The sequence below is a fragment of the Paenibacillus sp. MMO-58 genome, from assembly GCF_037146255.1.
In the GTDB taxonomy this organism is placed as follows: Bacteria; Bacillota; Bacilli; order Paenibacillales; family Paenibacillaceae; genus Pristimantibacillus.
Map to the genome: position 1 here is coordinate 189,948 of NZ_JBBCVY010000008.1, position 18,731 is coordinate 208,678.

Annotated in this window: 24 protein-coding genes; 18 read left to right on the forward strand and 6 right to left on the reverse strand. The window is 38.9% G+C overall.

Annotation, left to right across the window (positions count from 1 at the left end; all coding sequences use genetic code 11):
* Positions 1-352 precede the first annotated feature (352 nt).
* Positions 353-862 carry a hypothetical protein gene (locus WFJ73_RS22885; RefSeq protein ID WP_336775272.1) on the forward strand — a complete coding sequence of 170 codons (510 nt, stop codon included), beginning with the start codon at positions 353-355 and terminating at the stop codon, positions 860-862.
* 3 nt (positions 863-865) lie between these two features.
* On the opposite strand, the gene WFJ73_RS22890 is transcribed toward WFJ73_RS22885, so the two are convergent.
* Complete coding sequence (locus WFJ73_RS22890) at positions 866-1,528, reverse strand: prepilin peptidase (RefSeq protein WP_336775273.1); 663 nt, start codon at positions 1,526-1,528, stop codon at positions 866-868.
* Between the two features lie 17 nt (positions 1,529-1,545).
* On the reverse strand, positions 1,546-2,646 hold the full coding sequence (locus tag WFJ73_RS22895; protein WP_336775274.1) for a tyrosine-type recombinase/integrase: 1,101 nt from the start codon (positions 2,644-2,646) through the stop codon (positions 1,546-1,548).
* A 416-nt stretch (positions 2,647-3,062) separates the two neighbouring features.
* On the opposite strand from WFJ73_RS22895, the gene WFJ73_RS22900 reads away from it, so the two are divergent.
* The 9 genes from WFJ73_RS22900 (at position 3,063) to WFJ73_RS22940 (ending at position 10,073) form a co-directional block, all read left to right on the forward strand.
* Positions 3,063-3,296, forward strand: a complete 234-nt coding sequence (locus WFJ73_RS22900) for a hypothetical protein (protein ID WP_336775275.1) — start codon at positions 3,063-3,065, stop codon at positions 3,294-3,296.
* Positions 3,297-3,502: 206 nt separating this feature from the next.
* A complete protein-coding gene (locus WFJ73_RS22905) occupies positions 3,503-3,895 on the forward strand; it encodes a hypothetical protein (protein ID WP_336775276.1) in 393 nt (130 codons plus the stop codon).
* Positions 3,831-4,793 carry a helix-turn-helix domain-containing protein gene (locus tag WFJ73_RS22910; protein ID WP_336775277.1) on the forward strand — a complete coding sequence of 321 codons (963 nt, stop codon included), beginning with the start codon at positions 3,831-3,833 and terminating at the stop codon, positions 4,791-4,793. Before WFJ73_RS22905 ends, WFJ73_RS22910 begins: the two co-directional genes overlap by 65 nt.
* 50 nt (positions 4,794-4,843) lie before the next feature.
* Entirely contained in the window at positions 4,844-5,506 is a 663-nt protein-coding gene (locus WFJ73_RS22915; RefSeq protein WP_336775278.1) for a nuclease-related domain-containing protein, read from the forward strand.
* Positions 5,506-6,609 (forward strand): GGDEF domain-containing protein, encoded by a 1,104-nt coding sequence (locus tag WFJ73_RS22920; RefSeq protein WP_336775279.1) that lies wholly within the window; start codon positions 5,506-5,508, stop codon positions 6,607-6,609. The genes WFJ73_RS22915 and WFJ73_RS22920 overlap by 1 nt, the downstream gene beginning before the upstream one ends.
* A 46-nt stretch (positions 6,610-6,655) precedes the next feature.
* Positions 6,656-6,835: a hypothetical protein gene (locus tag WFJ73_RS22925; RefSeq protein WP_336775280.1), complete on the forward strand. Its 180-nt coding sequence runs from the start codon at positions 6,656-6,658 to the stop codon at positions 6,833-6,835.
* A 17-nt stretch (positions 6,836-6,852) separates the two neighbouring features.
* On the forward strand, positions 6,853-7,044 hold the full coding sequence (locus WFJ73_RS22930; protein WP_336775281.1) for a hypothetical protein: 192 nt from the start codon (positions 6,853-6,855) through the stop codon (positions 7,042-7,044).
* Between the two features lie 539 nt (positions 7,045-7,583).
* Positions 7,584-9,707, forward strand: coding sequence for a hypothetical protein (locus WFJ73_RS22935; RefSeq protein WP_336775282.1), 2,124 nt, complete (start codon positions 7,584-7,586; stop codon positions 9,705-9,707).
* A 120-nt stretch (positions 9,708-9,827) separates the two neighbouring features.
* Positions 9,828-10,073, forward strand: coding sequence for a hypothetical protein (locus WFJ73_RS22940; RefSeq protein WP_336775283.1), 246 nt, complete (start codon positions 9,828-9,830; stop codon positions 10,071-10,073).
* A 38-nt stretch (positions 10,074-10,111) separates the two neighbouring features.
* Here the strand turns inward: WFJ73_RS22940 and WFJ73_RS22945 are convergent, their stop codons facing one another.
* On the reverse strand, positions 10,112-10,261 hold the full coding sequence (locus tag WFJ73_RS22945; protein ID WP_336775284.1) for a hypothetical protein: 150 nt from the start codon (positions 10,259-10,261) through the stop codon (positions 10,112-10,114).
* Positions 10,262-10,408: 147 nt separating this feature from the next.
* Between WFJ73_RS22945 and WFJ73_RS22950 the strand changes: the two genes are divergently transcribed.
* From WFJ73_RS22950 to WFJ73_RS22960, 3 genes are all read left to right on the forward strand, one after another.
* Entirely contained in the window at positions 10,409-10,933 is a 525-nt protein-coding gene (locus tag WFJ73_RS22950) for a hypothetical protein (protein ID WP_336775285.1), read from the forward strand.
* Entirely contained in the window at positions 10,924-11,556 is a 633-nt protein-coding gene (locus tag WFJ73_RS22955; RefSeq protein ID WP_336775286.1) for a hypothetical protein, read from the forward strand. Before WFJ73_RS22950 ends, WFJ73_RS22955 begins: the two co-directional genes overlap by 10 nt.
* 103 nt (positions 11,557-11,659) lie before the next feature.
* On the forward strand, positions 11,660-12,673 hold the full coding sequence (locus WFJ73_RS22960; protein ID WP_336775287.1) for a hypothetical protein: 1,014 nt from the start codon (positions 11,660-11,662) through the stop codon (positions 12,671-12,673).
* Between the two features lie 625 nt (positions 12,674-13,298).
* On the opposite strand, the gene WFJ73_RS22965 is transcribed toward WFJ73_RS22960, so the two are convergent.
* Genes WFJ73_RS22965 through WFJ73_RS22975 form a run of 3 tightly spaced genes read right to left on the reverse strand, consistent with a single transcriptional unit; the run spans position 13,299 to position 14,387 of the window.
* The gene (locus WFJ73_RS22965) at positions 13,299-13,811 is read right to left on the reverse strand and encodes a hypothetical protein (protein ID WP_336775288.1); all 513 of its coding nucleotides are present in this window, start codon (positions 13,809-13,811) and stop codon (positions 13,299-13,301) included.
* 53 nt (positions 13,812-13,864) lie between these two features.
* Positions 13,865-14,050: a hypothetical protein gene (locus tag WFJ73_RS22970; protein WP_336775289.1), complete on the reverse strand. Its 186-nt coding sequence runs from the start codon at positions 14,048-14,050 to the stop codon at positions 13,865-13,867.
* 19 nt (positions 14,051-14,069) lie between these two features.
* The gene (locus WFJ73_RS22975; protein ID WP_336775290.1) at positions 14,070-14,387 is read right to left on the reverse strand and encodes a hypothetical protein; all 318 of its coding nucleotides are present in this window, start codon (positions 14,385-14,387) and stop codon (positions 14,070-14,072) included.
* Between the two features lie 361 nt (positions 14,388-14,748).
* Between WFJ73_RS22975 and WFJ73_RS22980 the strand changes: the two genes are divergently transcribed.
* The 5 genes from WFJ73_RS22980 to WFJ73_RS23000 all read left to right on the forward strand — a co-directional run bounded on the left by WFJ73_RS22980 (position 14,749) and on the right by WFJ73_RS23000 (position 18,535).
* Positions 14,749-15,678, forward strand: coding sequence for a hypothetical protein (locus tag WFJ73_RS22980; protein ID WP_336775291.1), 930 nt, complete (start codon positions 14,749-14,751; stop codon positions 15,676-15,678).
* Between the two features lie 85 nt (positions 15,679-15,763).
* Entirely contained in the window at positions 15,764-16,135 is a 372-nt protein-coding gene (locus WFJ73_RS22985) for a helix-turn-helix domain-containing protein (protein ID WP_336775292.1), read from the forward strand.
* A gap of 141 nt (positions 16,136-16,276) precedes the next feature.
* Positions 16,277-16,465 (forward strand): hypothetical protein, encoded by a 189-nt coding sequence (locus WFJ73_RS22990; RefSeq protein WP_336775293.1) that lies wholly within the window; start codon positions 16,277-16,279, stop codon positions 16,463-16,465.
* A 137-nt stretch (positions 16,466-16,602) separates the two neighbouring features.
* Positions 16,603-17,133, forward strand: coding sequence for a hypothetical protein (locus tag WFJ73_RS22995; protein ID WP_336775294.1), 531 nt, complete (start codon positions 16,603-16,605; stop codon positions 17,131-17,133).
* 316 nt (positions 17,134-17,449) lie between these two features.
* Positions 17,450-18,535, forward strand: a complete 1,086-nt coding sequence (locus WFJ73_RS23000; protein WP_336775295.1) for a hypothetical protein — start codon at positions 17,450-17,452, stop codon at positions 18,533-18,535.
* Positions 18,536-18,731: the final 196 nt, after the last annotated feature.

The following is an 18,731-nucleotide window of genomic DNA, read 5'->3' on the forward strand; positions in this document are numbered from 1 at the left end:
TTTCTATTACTCGTGAAACTGAAAACGAAGGTTGATCACAGTCTGCTGCAGTTGACTCGATGGCTGACCAAATTACTCTAGCAGTCTTACAACCAGTGGTTGAAACGGATGAAACAAAAGCCGAGTCGCCCCTACGACACCAACCGGCATATGATCGGCTGCTGTTTTTGTTGAACTAAAGGGCAGATTACGGCAAAGTGCATGTGGGCGTCAATATAATGGGGATCCTTTCTAAGTAAAAGGAGGGTATACTACAGGATGGCGCTGAAAATTGGTTACTTGATAATGGTTTGCTGGTTAATTTATGTGGTTTACTCTATACAGCATGTGGATGCATGGAACGAGGATAACCATGTTGCAATCGCTATTCTTATTGCCTTTGCACGTGCCATGGCAACCAGAAGGCGAGCCAGCTTCTGCGGCATTTGTGTTACTAGTAGTGGGTGGTATGTTGTTGCCGGATACTGAAACAGCACAGACAGCTACTGCGAATAAAGAGGCTCAAGAGACAGTCGTACCAACACCTTCGGCTGACGTTGAAGAGTCCGCTGCACCTGAATCGCCTTCTCCGAGTTCTACGCCAAGTCCGATAGCTACGCCTAAAACTACAGCGAAGCCTACCGCAACGCCAGCAACATCAATTGCACCAGAATCGGATTTTTGCGAAGTATTTGAAACAAAATGGGGAAGGTATGGTAATGAGATAAAGTTCTTGTCATTTATGACATCAAGTTCTTGTCATCCGACATTTCACGGTCTAATACTTTATTTACTCAAGACACAACAAACAAAACGGCAGCCACGATCGGTTGCCGTTTTCCATTATTACAATCACATCCATATTATTGTGAATTTCCCTTAACCCTTAAAGCAAAAGATTCTGGAGAAAGAGTCTAGTCCAATCTTCACCCCACAAATAACTGATTAATGAACCGGCAGCAATAAACGGTCCAAAAGGTATAACCATTCCTTTAACTCTTCTGAAAAGCAAGAGATAGAGACCGAATAATGTACCTAAAAAGCTTAAGAAAATAAAAGCAATAAAGGTGAGTTTAATCCCTAAAATAAGTCCGATAAGAAATAGGAATTTAATATCGCCTCCACCGACGGAAGGTGCCTGGTTTTTACGTGTCGTTAAAAGGGCTATGAAGTAGAAAATACCTCCTGAAAAGAGGGCGGCAAGGAAATAATTCCAGACCGGTAGAGCATTGAAAAATATTTGAACTACAATGGCTACAGCGATACCGGGTAGTATTACTTTATCAGGTATTAATTTGAACCGTATATCGCAAAATGTCACCAATATAAGAAGAAGAACAAATGGTATAGTCATTCCCCATGAGGCAGGAGATGTAGAGAGGATACCCGCTCCAAGGCAAGCGATTGAAACTAAAGGCGCTATATATCTCATAATGTGAAGCGGGATAACATCATCTGCAGCAGCACATAATCTCGTTGCTAATGCATTCAATGGTAGGCTAATTATGTATCCAAAGATGAGCGCCATTATAATGAAGAAACACGTCAAAATATCGATCTCCTGACTTATGGTTTAGATTGCAGTATTTCGTTTAGATCAACAAAATCACTAACATCATGTTCCTTTTTGAGCTCACGGTGAAGATAATTCTCTTCAGTGATTTTGCTTGAGCTATGTCCTAACGTTTTCGAAATGCGGTCTGTTGGTGCACCGCTGTTAAAAGCAGTCCGAGCAAAGAAGTGACGGAAGTAGTGAGCGGTCACTTTATTGTTTTGTATTGTTACTACTTGGGCTTTGGCTAACTTCTTCGTCACGATAGCCGAGAGGCTAGTCAGTAAGTAGCGCTTGCCGGTTCGATTCGGATAGAAGGGGGATTCGTCGGTTGGATCAATCGAAACGTTTAAGCCAAGGCGTCGACGATATTCAATGATTTCCTTTAGAACATATTCCTTAATATGTGCGTGTCGCTCATGGCCCCGCTTCGTTATTGTCCTTAAATAGTATTTTGATCGTACAGAATCAAAATAAAGGTCTTTCCAGTCTGGGGTGATAACCTCATTTAGTCTTAGACCGGTACTCGAGATCAGTAAGATTAATCCTTTGAATTTGGGATCATGTTCGTAATACTTAATTGCAGCTTGAAAAGATGAATGATCGATCTCCCTCTCCGGGATCTGCTCTCTTTCCACTTTTACATTTACCAGCGCTCGTCTTAAATCCCTTCGCAGGTATTTTTCTTCATAGCACCAGGATAGGAAGCTGCTGACGATAGTGATCTTCTTCGCCTGTGTTGTTGTTTTCGTATATTCTTGAATGAGCCAAGACCGATATCCTTCTACCTGGCTGCGTTTCAACAATCGGATGTCTGATACACCATTAGAGTGTATCTTATTGAAAAATTGCATGATCTCGCGGGCATATTCTTTTTTTGTATTATCCACTCGGTTAGTTCCAACTTTATGGAGATACAAATATAACATTCCAATATTAGAGAGGGAGGAGTAGTCGTAATCTCCAGCATCATTTTCTGTACGTATGATATAGGAATGTATGAGATCGTAATGTTCATTGTTTAATAGTACTTCTAAGCGTTCTTTATTTTTTGAAAGGTTATCTAGACTATAGCTATTATTCGTCATCCAATTGGTAATGATAGTATTATTCAAAAGTAAGACTCCTTTCAGTAAAGATTACCTAGATACAATTATATCAAACAAGTGTTCGAATCTCATAATGGGTATGAAAAATTGGGTAAGATAAACTCAAAAAAAAATAATAGATTATTAGTTTTGTTCCAATAAAGATTCAAATTTAAAAGAATATGAAATTGTGATTTCGTAAAAACGTATGCTATCGAACAAAATTAATAAAACCGGTCAATGTGTGAATTGAAATGAACGTATGCTATAATGAATTCATGTATATATATTAGTATATATACATGAATTCATTTTTGAGAAGATGGTTGTTAGTGACGAGTAGTATGTTAGCATTTCTGGTCTCTTCGCTATGTTGTAGCAAATAGTGTATGTGAATGGTTATCTAGCACAAGTGAATTGATTTATAAAGGGGATGCTTATCAATGGAAAACCAAATGAAAAGGAAGGCAGCGGGTAGCATCAGAAATGATTATTTGAAGATCAGTTTCCTAAGAAGTAACAAAGTCACTGGAGCTGGAGCTTCTAAGCAATGGAAAAGAATTGAGAAATGGATTGTCCTAAATCATACGCATATCGCTCTTAATAAATCCAATGCTGTTATCGGTCACATTATACCAGTTGAGATGTTGCCGAGACCTTCATTAACCCTCCTTTAAAAGTAAAACAAGTATATTAGAATCTATTTTCACTCTATCGATAAGGAGAATATTAAGATGAGCAAACTTCAAGAATTTATACAAGCATCGCCAGTTTTAGCAACTATCATGGGAATACATTAGATGTTCATGTCGACTTTACACCGGATAGCCTGAGAAAAATAGACGCGGCACTTAATGGGGTATATCCGCTTGGGCATGAACCCATGCTGTCAACAATCATGTCTTATGGTATTTACCTTGGCGAAGTGTTCGTTCGAAATGTTGCCGGAGCTGAATGGCAGCAAGAAACAGAGAATTTCATGGACTGGAATTTTAAAATTTCCCGTGAAAATCATATTTTTATCGGTTATCCTATGAAGCGGGTGCGAAGTTATTGGTTTGATCGGACAAATACCCTTTATTCCTATTTTCAAATGAATATGGATGCTCTAAATGGTAAGCTGAAAATGAAAGAAAGTAGTCAATGGATAGACCAGGAAGGTCAATATAGATACCGATTCAGTCGAAACTACAAACGAAAGGTTAGGGATCATGCAATATATAAAAGCAAAAGAAGCAGCAAAAGTACTGAAAATCTCAGTTACGGCTTTAAATAAATTAAAGGACCACCCGGATGATAATAAAAAATTGGTGCCAGTAAACGCCCTCACCTATAGAGGGGATGGAGGATACGTTTATTTACAATCAGATGTTGAACGCATTAAGCCCTTCTATACACGTGAAGACCTTACATCAGCAGAAGCAGCCAAGCGAATCGGCCGTTCGACAACATTCATACATAAATTAATACGAGAAGGGTTACCGCATTCCGAAGGGGAACTGCGAGGTAAGAAGACATATTTCATTAAAGAAGCGGATCTCGTGAAGTATGTATCTGACAATCCGGATAGCGGTAAGTATGACACGATTTATGATAAAGCAACAGGAGCCTATCTATTCCAACTCTTCGAAAAGGACGGGAAACTTGGACGGATCGTAAGAATGAAAAAGATAAGTAGCAAGAAAAAGGAGATCACGCTGCAGCTGGCTCATAATGAAATTTTGTCTTATGAGAACGCAATAGAAGCGGGATGGCTTCCTAAACAACATATATCCGATAAGAAGGCCATTACAAGCTACGGATATGCAAAATTCATATTCCCGCTTCCCCCAACGTTAGACTCCATTATCTACAGCATAATTGAAGAGTTATTCCAGCAAGCCGGCCCGAAGAACATGCGTATTACAACTGCTGATCAAATAGTTGTAGAGGTAAAGAAGTGTGTATTGCTTGACGTCCTACCATCTACTCATCCGGATCTTATTGATAAATTAAAGATGTTTATTCGCACCGGAGAAATCGTAAATAAATACGATGGAACATTAATTGATACAGGGTTGGCACCGATAACATTTTATATAGCAGATAAGATGAAATTAAAGCTTATCGAAAAAGCAGCAGCAAACAATCAGACTCTCCAGGAGTGGCTGGAGGACCAATTTTCTATGGATTAAGCGTTTCGATGCGGCAAACATAATAATTTCTTTATGAAAGGATCGTTTATATGTCCGTCTCAGTAATGCTGTGTGTCATATCAGCACTATGCATAACTGGCATCCTGGCTGCATTCATTACGGTAAGACTGTTAAGAAGAAAAGGTTCACTATTTCTTGAGGTTGCTTCAATGATTGAAGTACCCCATAAGCCAATAGATTATCGCAAGAAAGAAGATAATGTCTCTATAACCTATGAATCTTTCTTCAATATTTCAGTTAAAAACGAGGATTTGACAGTCATAATTGATGAGGTCATTGTCCGAGATAATGGTGTATTTGTCATTGTGAAGAAGAATCGATCGGGTCGCATAGTTGGAAATGAAAGAGAACGTAAGTGGTTTCATATGAAGCGGGATTCCCATAAAGAAATGTTAAATCCCATCAAGGAAGTTAAACTGAAAACTTTTGTTTTATCGAGAAAGCTACAATCACTTGGGATTAATGTATGGGTTCAAGGAGTCGTTCTCTTTGTTAATCCTTATATTGAAATAGTAGTTGGAAACCCATCAGTCCCGGTACTTACGCTAGCTCAATTGGATCAGTACTTGCTTCAATTTGTATCGAATAAACGATTTAATTCCGATCATATATCTAAAGTCATTTATTATCTTCGTGGAATTCAAATAGCAAACGATAACTCTTGGGTAGTTATAAATAAGGAGAAATTGTAATGACTCAATTATTTACCGAATCACAAGGTGAAGTGTATTACTCTTCATTAAGTATTCTTGTCCTTATTCTTCTGTTGCTACAAACATCAAGACTGCTAATCCATCGTAAGAAACGAGCGTATTTCACGCTTACTGTAGTAATAGGCATCATGCTTTTGGAGCAGATCATCGTACTAATTACTGGATTTATGCAGGCTGGAGCGGGAACAATGTCGGAGTATTTCCGGATCTTATTCTACTCAGCCTTTTTTATCGGAGCGAATATGGGCATCTATCAGATGTATGAAGAGACTTCTAAGCGCTTCAAAAGACTATCTATTACCTTTCTAGTAGCAGCAGTGCTGTTACCCATTATCCCTGTTGCTGGTAGCCTGTACCTGCTTGCCTTGACCGCGATGTCCGTTATTATGGTATATCCACTGACTGCTGGCAATAAAAAGTTCCTGGCTGGTATTGTGTTTTATACCTTATCTTCTGTAGCCCATTTAGGAAATCAGTTTTTTGGTCCGCTAGCCGGCCTTAATGCTTTAGATAATCTAATGCGAATTGGTTGGTACGTTACATTGTTTATCATCTTGTTTGATCGTGTTATTGAAATCCTGGAGGATATCTACCATAACTCAACTCACGATGCCCTAACAGGATTGCATAACCCTTATTATATCAATACGACAATGGCGTTTAAGATTAGTAAAAAAGCTCCGATATCTATCGTATTTATTGATCTCGATAACTTCAAACGCCTTAATGATACCTTTGGACATGAAGAGGGTGATAAAGCACTAAAATCAGTTGCATCCATTTTAATAGAGGAAGCAGAAGAAGTGGGAATTGCCGGCAGATACGGTGGAGAAGAAATTGTTCTTATTGTAGAAGAACCTGAAGTAAATATGTCCGAGTTGACGGAGAGAATACGCGCACGGATCGAGAATGAAACTGTTGTTACAGCAAGTATTGGTTATGTAGTAGCCGGTGAAGAGGGGGCTACGGATAAACTTATCTCTGAAGCGGATGCAGCCATGTACAAGGCAAAAAATTCTGGTAAGAACAAGGTCGTTGCTTATAATGAGTTAGTCGAAAATCAGAATGAAACTGCAGTCTAATGTACCGAATCGGCTAAGTAATTCAATGAATAGGGAGCGTACAGGAATGGCTAAAAGATATCGCGGATTTGAAATCAGATTTAATCCAGATACAAGCCGATTTTATTTATTTCATATCGCAACTAAAACGAGAATTACTCCACTTGGGAAGATAAATGAATTTTATGGTATACAGGATGGAAAGAAAGAGATAGACCGGATTAAAGACTCTAAGGAAGCAAAATGAAGAGGGAGGTTTCAATTTTGAACTTGAAGAGATGGATTTTCGTCATAGTAACGAGCTTACTTGCTTTATTTGGTATTGTTTGCTCGTATTTAAAAGGATTTGATGTATTTGTGTGGATGGGGCTTCTAATTTTAGTTTTAAACGTTCTTATCGTAGTTAGAGAGTATGAAAGTAAAGAAATACAACCATGGATTTTTGATAAAGAATGAATTATGAATGAAGAATTTGATAGATTCCTCTGAATTTAAAGAAAATTAAGCGGATATGAGAGATTTGGTTGGACCGGTCCCCCTTGCACAAAGTGTGAGGGGCGTTTTTGATTTTGTTAAATTCCAATTGTCATATTATACACAATTATCGATTGACTCTTAGAATATGTAGTTTTATTCTTATCTGAAAGTCATCTCACATAAAACCATAGAAGGGGAGAATGTGTCATTATTACATATGAAACAATGCTAATACATAAGACATTGATCCAAAGAGTGATTGTTGTCTTCGGGGAGCTAATCGTACAACTTAATCCGAATGATCAATCGTTGGAACAATTTGATGAAACCGTTAATCAAACAATACAGCAGCTGTCATTAGTTCATTGGGAGACTGAAATAGTCCAAGCATTCTTTGATACCTACATTGGGATATTAATGACGGATCGGGAGCTAGCAACAGAGTTTGTAAATCAATTCATGGCACCGGTACATTAAGTCGATGCATTGTGAAGGAAAAAAATCATGGAGTGAATAGTGTGTCATCTCGAAAAAAAACGACCGAACAATTTAAGAGCGATGTCCGTATTCTTATTGGAGATGAGTATGAAGTAGTCGGAGAATACGTTTATGCCTTAGCCAAGATTGGCATGCGCCATACTACATGCGGGCGCACTTATGAGGTTACGCCGGCACATTTTTTAAGTGGTAATCGTTGCCCTTATTGCTCTGGAAAATACAGGACAACGGATGAGTATAAAAAGATCGTGAAAGATCTGGTCAATGACGAATATAAAGTTCTGGGTGAGTATAAAAAGGCTTCAGCTAAGGTACATATGAAGCACTTAGCTTGCGGAAATGATTTTCATATGACCCCTAACAGCTTTATGCGAGGGCAGCGTTGCCCGAATTGTCCGTTAAAACGGGATGAGGCTCGTAGAGAGTTTGAAGAGCGAGTAAGAGGGTTGGTGGGAGATGAATATGAGATCCTTTCACCATACGAAGGGGTAGACACAAAGGTAAAAATGAAGCATGTCCCTTGTGGGAATGACTACTTATCTAATCCTTCAGGCTTTTTAAGAGGTGAACGTTGCCCTAGATGCGCGCGTCTGTCGCGTACACGAACAGTAGAGCAAGTAAGAAAAGAAATTAATGATTTGGTTGGTAATGAATATGTTTTTCATGAACCGTCCATATCCTTTGTAATGAGCAAGGACAAGATAACGGTAACTCATAATATTTGTGGACATACCTATAATGTTCTTTTAAGTAATTTCCTTCGAGGAACACGTTGTCCCCGTTGTAGCAAGGCTCCTAAGTTGACGCATAATGAATTTTGTTCAGAGATTCGATCACTGGTGGGGGAGGAGTATTCAGTCCTTGGGATATATAACGGCCGCAGTAAAAAAATTGAGTTTAATCATAATCCATGTGGCCACAAATATTTCACTACACCAATGAATTTTGTTAATGGAGCTCGCTGTATTCCCTGTGGTATAAATGCTCGTAGTGAAACTCCCCGAAAAACACATGAGCAAATCGTCCAAGAGGTTTATGAACTGGCAGGTAATGAATACAGTTTAGTGAGTCGTTATAAGGGGAGTAAAGAAAAATTTGTGATCAAACACAACACCTGCGGCCATGAATATAAAGTCACTCCAGGACATTTTTTTAACGGCACACGCTGTCCTTCTTGCTTTGGTAAGACCAAGAAAACTACAGAGGGTTTTATAAAAGAAGTTCGGCAGCTCGTAGGAGAAGAGTATCGGGTGCAGGGTGAATATAAAAATGCCCGTACCAAGATTGAGATCCAGCATATGATCTGCGGTTACCAGTATAGCATCGTTCCGGATAGCTTCCTTCGTGGGACTAGGTGTCCTGCATGCAACGGCAAAATTAAAAAGAATAATGAAATGTTTAAAAAGGAAGTTTTTCAATTAGTGGGTGACCATTACACAGTTTTGGGTGAGTATATAAATTCAGATACCCCCGTATTAATTAGACATAACGTATGCGGCAATGAATATCCTACTCGGCCCGGAAATTTTTTAAAAGGGTATCGATGTGGGGTATGTGCCAACAATCAAAAGAAAACCACAGAATCATTTATTGGGGAAGTAAAGGGAAAGTTTGGAGACGAATATGAGATCCTAGGCGAATACGTAGATTCTCGTACGGTAATATTGGTCCGACATACAGCATGTAGATTTGAATACTCCGTCACCCCTGATAATTTATTACGGGGCAAAGGTTGCTCTTATTGTAATCGAATGTCCAAGCCTGAAAAGGATCTGTACCACTTATTACAAGCAAATAGGCTGGATTTTGAGATGCAGAAGGAGTTTGAAGATTTGCAACATGAAGGGAAACTGCGCTTTGATTACTGCATTTATCTTGAGGGAGATAAAGACAAGTTTGTTCTTGTTGAATATGATGGTCTACAACATTACAGGCCTGTTTTCGGTGAGGACAGTTTCTCGAAGAATAGAGTAAGGGACGAGCTAAAAGAAGCATTTTGCCAGCAAAATAGCATCCCTTTAAAAAGGATTCCTTATTATAAAAATCATGTGAAGTCGCTGGCTAATTTCCTTGAGACGTTTGGTTACGAATTAACAATACCCGATTATCTCATTCGGGTCAGAAATGGTCGCTTACAACATTAAGTCTCCCATAAAAATAAAGTTGTAGCATGAACGTGTGGCGTCACTGGAAGGCGATTTGAGGGCTCTTAATCAGCTGAAGGAGAACAACTGAAGAATGTATTAGAACGTCATCAAGACGAATTGGAACGTCTTAAAGAACGTAAAAAGCTTGAGAAGGAGCGGGATCTACTTGCTCTTCGATCGGAATATCAAGGCAAGTTGGAAGTAACTCAGACAGAAGCAACGGCAAAGATGAGAGACCTTTTTGAACAAAGGGACGAATTGAGAAAATTCCTTGTAGATGCAGAAATTAAAAATAGGGACATTGAAGCAGCCTTACAGAAGGAACGTGCTTCACATAAAGTCGAGGATTCCGATAAATCTTAACGGAAAAAAAATAAGCCCCGGGCATAACAGCCTGGGACTTATTTTTTTTTGAAAAGTATACGTTCAGCTTCTTCCTGTGTAGCTGGCGAAGACTTGAATTTTCTTGATCCCAACACCTTTTGTAAGTCAGCTGTACGCTTTGCAAAAGCTGTTGCAGTCTGTTTACTTGCCAAAGATTTTTGAAACAACAGAGTTCACCTCCGAAGGTAACAGTTAGTAATTGCTTAGTATTTCCAATCCTAAAAAATTTATACTTCCCTCAAACATAGCTTGTCCATTGTAGACATAAATTAAGAATAGGAAATTGGGAAACTAGGAAAGTGGCCCTAACGGTAATGGAGGTAGGGGATGAATTTTTGAGTGGGGGAGAGGGTAGTTTGAATAAACCGAATATATTTACTGTGAATCCCATTTTGGAGCGTGAACCGCAAACAAAGCCTGATGAACAGGAAAAGAAAAAACGTAAACAGAGGTCTGATAAAATACACAATGTAAAGTTTCCAGTTACATCAGATCAATGGGTCACTCTCCGAAAGTGGGCAATGGATTATGGGATGGGAAAAAAACAATCCGAGTACAACACGAAACTGATTATTGCTGCTTTGAATGATAAACAGATTATTGAGGCCTATTATCATCAACCAACTACTTTGATATACCAGGAAGGTCATTACACATCAGACAAGCCGGTGATCCTAATTCCATACAAAGACACCGGAAAGCATATGCACGTGAAATTGATTGAGATATATCACGATGAGATCGTAAGACTGATGTTAAAGTGGGAACTTCCTAAACGACAAACGGTTCACCGACTTATTATGGCAGCTATAAAGAGGGGGGTGAAAATATGGGGGTAAAGAGTAAACTGGATCTGATCGGTCAGCGAATAAATTCAGTTGGCCAGCCTCCGGAGAATAAAACATTGTTACAATCACTGTTCGATTATATACGGCCAAAAGAAGAAGAAGTTCTTATCCTTACAACGTACTTACCGACTCGAGATTTCCTCAGGGCGGAATCATTTGTAGATGATATTCAAGAATTAATCGATACTGAGATTAGCTTGAATTCGGTTATCTCGAATATATTCGAGGACTTTATTTTCAACTTTCGACGGGGGAGAATTGATCAGGTAACTGTATACCGAAACCTAAAAGAGCAGCAGTGCTTGATTAAACCACAAGAACAGCAACAGCCAACTTCACAACATCCAACTGTTCAAAAGCACTGGGCTGTACCAGAAAAACGCACTCCGCGGCAATCCGGAGGCTGGATGCGCGTTAAAGTTCCAGCTCGGAAACGATCGATTTACAAGGCTGAACTGCTTCTTTCAAACATGGAAGAGATGGACCCTGAATTTTTGCTAACCGTTGAAGGGTTAATGGCTATTTTAATTATTGATATGGTCAATGAATCGAGAAAAGGGTACAACAATAAATATGTCCAGCGTCTAATCGGACAGCTACAAGAAGCGAGATAAGGATTAAGTAAACGAAAGATCATGAGAAGCTTTGCTTATGGAGGATTAGAGATAATAACAATCGAATTAAGAACACTATTCAGCAATGTTGAGGAGATATTTAGTGAAAACTTCATTTCGGCTATACCAAAACAACGCCTCTTTTTTCAATTTAATCGATGGTGATAGCGAAACAAAGCAAACCAAAGGACTTGCCTATTTATTCGCCACATTTCCAGATCTACTGACTCACTTTTGTAGTCAAATCCCGGATTTGCCTTCTTTAAAGGAAATAGACTTTGTGCAGGTAGATGCGGAGATGACATCATTTGGTCCTAAGCCTATTCGCCGTGATATAACACTGTCACTGTTTAAGGGACGTATCAAGCAATTTATTCTGATTATTGAAGCTAAAAGTATCAAAGTCTCCGCTAAAGTTAACGACATAAAGGATCAGTTAATATCGTATTTGGATCCGCAGCACTTCCCAATGGATGAAGGCGTAAACGCAATGGGGATTACATTAACGAAAAATAGAATATTACATGATCCAGTAACTGGATTCACTAGTATGACGTGGTTTGAACTCATTGCTATTTTAGATCAGTTCTTGAGAAAACATTCGGTACCGGAGTATCGGATTATACGCGAATACATCAATTTTTTATTGGGGGCAGACAAAAGTATGCATTATTATGAAGTAGAAGTATTGTCCGTCGCAGCCGGTAAAACATATGATCTCACGCAAATCCATGGAGTCCACGCTTGCCCGGATAGCAACAGCTATAAAACCCCAATTTATATCACCTTTCGTATGGCTAGCGGGGGAGAAATGGAGTATTTATATAAGATCAAAGATATTGTGGTGCTTGATCCAAACATACCTTCGTTGTCTTTAATATTGGAGGGAATTGATCCGGATTTTGCTCACAGAATTAAAGGATATATAGCTCAGCGATCCAGTGGGAAGTTTGGCTTCGATTCTGAGCCATATCGCTTTTACAATTTGGATGTACAAAATGCTGTCTATTTGCCACACCGGCCACGGCCGAGAATTAATAATGCTGGTCCTCGATATTATACAATAGCTTCCTGTGTAAAAGGTGACAAAAATATAGAAGTAGCCAGCAAGGAGTAGCCGGCACTGAGCAAAAACTAGAGGCGACTTGAGAAAATCTTGAACAGAGGATTAAAGCAAGAGTCAAGACTACAAATTGGACAAAGATGATACAAACACCAGGTATTTTTGTGGCCTTTATTATGTGGAGATGGTATTATATTGCATAAAGTCGATTGTTATATTGATTATCAGTGGATGATGCGACATTGATTGATAAGTAATTCAGTATAATGATTGATCCCTTTACGAATTAAAGGCCTGCTTATACTAAGCATGTCTTTTTTTCGTTTTTCATTTATCAAAATATGCTACAATCAATAGCTTGGTACGATCAATTAGATCGATAGTTCATCAAAACTATTTTTAGAATCCTAATGTCGAAGGAAAATAAAGTAGTAGGCTGAAGTTCTTAATTTGACGCGGATTTTGTGGAAATATTAACTCCAACATTACGAAAATAAGTTGTAGACTAACTGTGAATTCATTTCTGCATTCCATCAAAAAAAAAAAATAGTACTAGATTATCCTTTTGCTCTCTAGCAATTAGTCATCATAGCCGTCGAACACTTCACCTGCATCTTCCTCACTGTAATTACACAGAAATTCATCGTAGAAAAAGCTTAATGCCTCCTCATGTTCTTCTTCATATTTTTTGTCCATCGTTTTGCTCCTTTCTCAATCTCCACTCCTCGATTTTTTGTTTCCGTGGTGCATGACACTGATCGCAAAGGCTCTGCACCCACCTTAAGTCCCTTCGCAATACTCCGGGTGCTCCGCAACTTTCGCATATAGTGGTAGAATGCTCTCTGCACTGTCGTACTAAAATAGCAACCTCCTTATGAAGCTCTGCAAGGGAATCGATGGAGTGAATAGCAGGGTCGTTGTCTACCCGATGGTAATAAAATCTTAGTTGACCGAACTTCTCTTTCACACGATCCACGACAATGTCTACTACAGGCAATCCCGCTCTTTTGTAAGCCTGGGTTATTTCTTGGCATAGTTCGCGTAAAACTACATACCAGCCATCCCCAACTTCACACCCGAAAGCACCAAATTTATCCCGTATTCCTCCACTTTTCTCCTGTTCCTCATAGCTGTCCCCTCTTTTCATGAATGGAAACTCATTCGCCAGGTTGTCTTCCAGTTCTTTGTCCATAGTCATCCCCGAATTCATTGGTATTTCTGTGCATATGACAAGTTCAAATGCCTTTACTTTGTTTTTTGGTCTGGCCTATCGTAACGATCGTCTTTATCATTTAACCACCAATCGTGACTAACAATATACGAACCTTCACACGCCTTTATGGAGTATTTCTGAATTACATACTCTATAAATTTCCTTTTTTCTACTAGGCTTAAACTGTTCATTGCATCAATAAAATCATCACTTGTCATTGACACCACCTCAATCCGCTCAGCCTTTAATTTTACGCCATTTATTTGTGTTTTGGCGGTCTTTACCGGCTGGTTCAATGCCTAACTCGGCACGTTGGTCATAAGCCCATTTTCCGAAGAGTGATGGGGGATTAGGCAAAGCGTCGCGTATTTGAAAGACTTCGTCAGGTTCGAGTTTGCTAATGTATGCCTTTACCTCAGCCCACTTCGGTTCGTAGTTGTGTTCGGGAAAAAGCAGACTACGACCATAAGCAGTAACTGTGGGGAATCCTGCTGCTTTCGACCGACTTTCAATTTCCGCAAATTCTGCGTCTGAAATTTTTATACGAAGTTCCATAATGACCTCCTTAAAATTCAATCTGCTGGATGTACTCCACTCCACACCACCATCATAAAAAGTTTTTTTTGACTTGTCAACACTATGGAAACGGTTTTTCGTGAACATTGGAGCGAGCATTCGTGAGAAAACTACATTGTGACACCTAAAAAAATGAATCATAGTTGCTTCTGGTGCCGAGTGGGGATGCAAATTAAGCAGAATCCACCACCAATAGATTGTTTTTGATATTTATAAGTATCATTTTGGTGTGAGATGTCAAAACTATTTGTTTCTTCAATGTATTTACTTACAAACGTATGGGTATAACTGGTACTGCTAGTCACAATGGCGTAGCAAATATATTTAGGGTGGTTTGAAAATGAGACGAATCGCAAATGCAAAAGCGATGGTTGCGAAATACTTCCTTAAAAAGTCTCAGCGTCCATTTATCTTGAGCGTCGCCGCCAAGAATACAAATCTGATTGATGTAGCCAAACTAGAACTTGAACACTTGAGAGATTCTTTGTGTTTGCTGCACCAGCTTTATCCTATTTCTAATGAAGCACATGAGCGGTTTCAATACTCACATTACTCACTCCAAACTTTCCTTCAAGATTTTGTAGACAATCATCATCAAAAAACTAAATTTCAACTCTCCGAGTTGCTGTTGTCGATGAAGGACGAAAGCACAGTAACTACCTTAACTCTACTTTCCTTATGTAATGCTTTGTTTAGCCATATCAACTATCATCAGATTTTTTTATGGCTAATTAATGAGAAAAGACAGCATCCGGAGGATAAAGTAATAATCTCGGAAGTCGAAGAGAGGCTTCATCTAACTGAACGGTATATGTCAGAGTTTGGATACTTGTTTGAAGCATTGGACCTTATCCATTACCCTAAAATATCGTTGTCTGCGAAAGCTGTACTTCTTATGAATTTGGCAGGGGTTTGTAAATCACATTTCGAGGATTATAAACGATTCACAAGCGACCGCAAGGAAGTAATATTTTCAGCTCTTTCGGATTCGACTGAGTGGCAATCCGCAGAATGTGTAGATCTATATGGTTGTCTTGACTGCAGGGACCAGGATATCCTTAGTGAATTTGTTACCTGGCATGCTGACATAAAAAAATGCTTAATAGACAGGCGATTGAGCTTGAAGGCAAAAGCGGTATATATTTATTCAACTTTTCATCGCCAGCATGAGCATGACCTTTATTATATGAGAAGCTTTAGTAGTGATAAGGGAAGAGTGTTCGAGTCAGCTGCAGAGGAACTATATTCAGTTTATGGGATTACAATTTGAAATATGTACTTGCAACTGGATCTGGGTATCGCATAGAACTAGGTTAAGGTAATTGGATGCCATAAATTTAAGAGGAGGGGCCGAAATGATTTCTCAGAGCCTTGAGGAAATGCTCTACTATAATATCGGATCAAGAATTAAAACTATCCGATTAGCTAGGGGCTTAACACAGCTCGAGTTCAGTAAAAGAATAAATTTATCAAGACCATCTGTATCAAACATTGAAAACGGTATTCAAAAAGTTTCTTTGATATCTCTATTCCAAATTGGAATGGCCTTGAATGTATCAATTTATGATTTACTTCCCGAAAGTGTAGGTAGAATTAATAAGAATAGAAATAAAGATGACGATACTGAAAGGAAGCTGACCTTGCGCGGAATGCTAATAGAGGACAAACAAGTAGATGATAGGTCGACATATTGGAACCCGTTGATGGTGAAGGCTGATAACTCGTGAACTTAAGCAGCAACCGGTATGACGATCTGTGCTGCGAAAACTACTAAATAACGCATAACTCTAGTTAGACGAAAATCTTGAATTTGCGATCACACGTTCGTTATAATATAGCTATAATGATGGTTTAGTTGGAGGAGACATATGTTTCAGTCTTCAATGAAACTTAATGAAGTAATCTTAATGGGTAAAGACAGAGCTATAGAGCAATTAAAGTTTCTCGTGGTACAGCAAATTAGAGCAGCAGGTGAAGAGGAGATGAATTATAGCCGATCAATCTCTGAGACTGAACAGGACTTAATTGTAGCTGCTATACCAAAAGTAATTAAATGAAACGACCGGTAGTCCGAAGGGACTTTCCGGCCGTTTCATTTTTTTAATAGGGTAGACGGAGCACACTAATCAGCAACGATATATCTAATAGAATTTTATTGAAAATCAGGTATAATTAGTGCAAAAGAGGTGATCCCTTGTTCAATATTTTCAAAAGAAAAAAGAAGGATGACGGAAAAATTTCAACAATTTCAATCTCAACAGCGGCTACATTTGTCATACGATCTAATTTAGATGAACTCAAGGAAAAATGGCCTACAATGAAAGATGAAATACTAAACTATGAAGATATTTTTGCAGACATTGACGAGGAACGGGTACAGTACGAGTTTATGCTTGCCGCTATGGGAGCGGATATATTGGCGCTCTTTAACCTGTTTCCTAAAACACAGGCAGATAAACTATTCAATGAACTATTGAAACTTCTTGGTGAATCTGCAGGAAAAATCTTTGTGGATGCTGTAAACGACTATTACTCCGTGGCGATGGATGCAGTTAACAAGACAAAACATCCGTTTGATTACATCGCATCACTGTTACTTCACAGACTTGATGTTCCTGAATCAGAGTGCGGTCCATTAACTATGATGGGAACTACATCAGCAGTTTCACAGATGATTGGACAATGGAAATGGTTACATACTTCATTCACAGTAGCAGCCAGCTAACGCGGCTGCTTTATTTTTTTAGTCGCCCTTAATTCTGCGGCCGGGCTCCTATTTAATTACGTAAAATATTAATTTGATGAATTAGAATCAAATTATTGTCCGTCCTTTTGAGTAATTCTTTCGTCAAGAATCATTTATACGAATTTAATAAAGATGGTCTTTATGTGGTTACTGCTTAGCGAATAGAGGTGCGAGGCAACGAAATCCTAAATTCGACTGCCAAGATCGAAGTCTTGTCGTCTATATAGAACAACTGTATTTTTCATGGTAAAATAATGATGAAAAATATTACAATTCTAGAAAAGGGTGCAGGTATTTGCCTTTATGTTATCTATGCGGTAGCCAACCCGAAGAATCTTGGCGTGAATCTCTTATTTTTCACATCGATTGTAACTGGTGTGGGAGTTATAGTATTTTCCATCAGGCAAGCTTTAATTACCCATTAAGTAAAGCAGGCATGCCTTCGGAATTAGCATATAAATCAGCTGCTTACATTAAGCGGTTTTCTCTTCATGCTAATAAGAATGTCAGAAGAATTACGATCTCAACTTACCTAAATGCACTTTTAGAGCCAGTTCGCACAAAGGAACAGCTTGAAAAAGCTTTTCCGGCCCAACAAGATATTTTACAGCTTTCTGCGCTTAACCTCGTTGCAGTCAGCAGTACATTCGGTAGCTTGATTAAGATACAACAAGAAGACACCGCTTTGTTTTATGCTCACAATGTTACTGGCATAATGGCTGTATTGAGAGGTTTACAGCGAGCAGAGTATATTGAAGGATTCAATAGTGCGTTGCCTTGTGAGATTTCCATAACAAGTAAGGCTTGGGAACTTCCTCATGAGATATATGCCCATGAAATCGGAGGAGTTTTAACGGTGAGCACTCAAAGAGAAGTTCAAATGAGATTCCTGCAGTATGTACAAGATCAAGTAGAGGGCAATCCTGAGCATATTCCGAATATATACGTTTTGGGCCGAAACCTGGGATTGTTAGACCCTGATACAGATAGAGTCATCAATCAACTACTCAATGAAAAATTAATTAAAGCCATAACTATAGATACAATTACGATTACCTCTGAAGGTATAAAAGCTTTAACACCAACACCTGATCCACCACCAGCAAACACAACGCATAGTGTGACCAATAATTATAACGTTTCAAACTATGGACATAACGCTGCGCTGCAAGTCGGAAGCAATGGCAGCACGATTTCGCAATCGAATCAACAAGGAACCTTAACACCACCGATCGATGAACTGCAGCAACTCGTTCAATTTCTGAAGCAAAATATCCAGCATTCCGGTCTGGATGAACTTGAGCTCGAAGAAGCAGAGAAAGATATTCAAATGATCGAAAAAGGACTCCAGCAGAAGGAACCGAAATTTGGTAGTTATTAGAAAACGAATTTGGTCTATGCTTGGAAACATTGGAGAGAAAGTATCAGTGAATCTGCTTACGTCAAAGTTTCCAGAAGCTATAAGATGGCTGGGCGATAAGGATATTACCTTTCATCTAAATCGAAAATTTTATCTTATAGGTAAGCTGCCGGTACGATCGGCAGCTTAAATACTTACTGAAAGGCATTCCGTCACT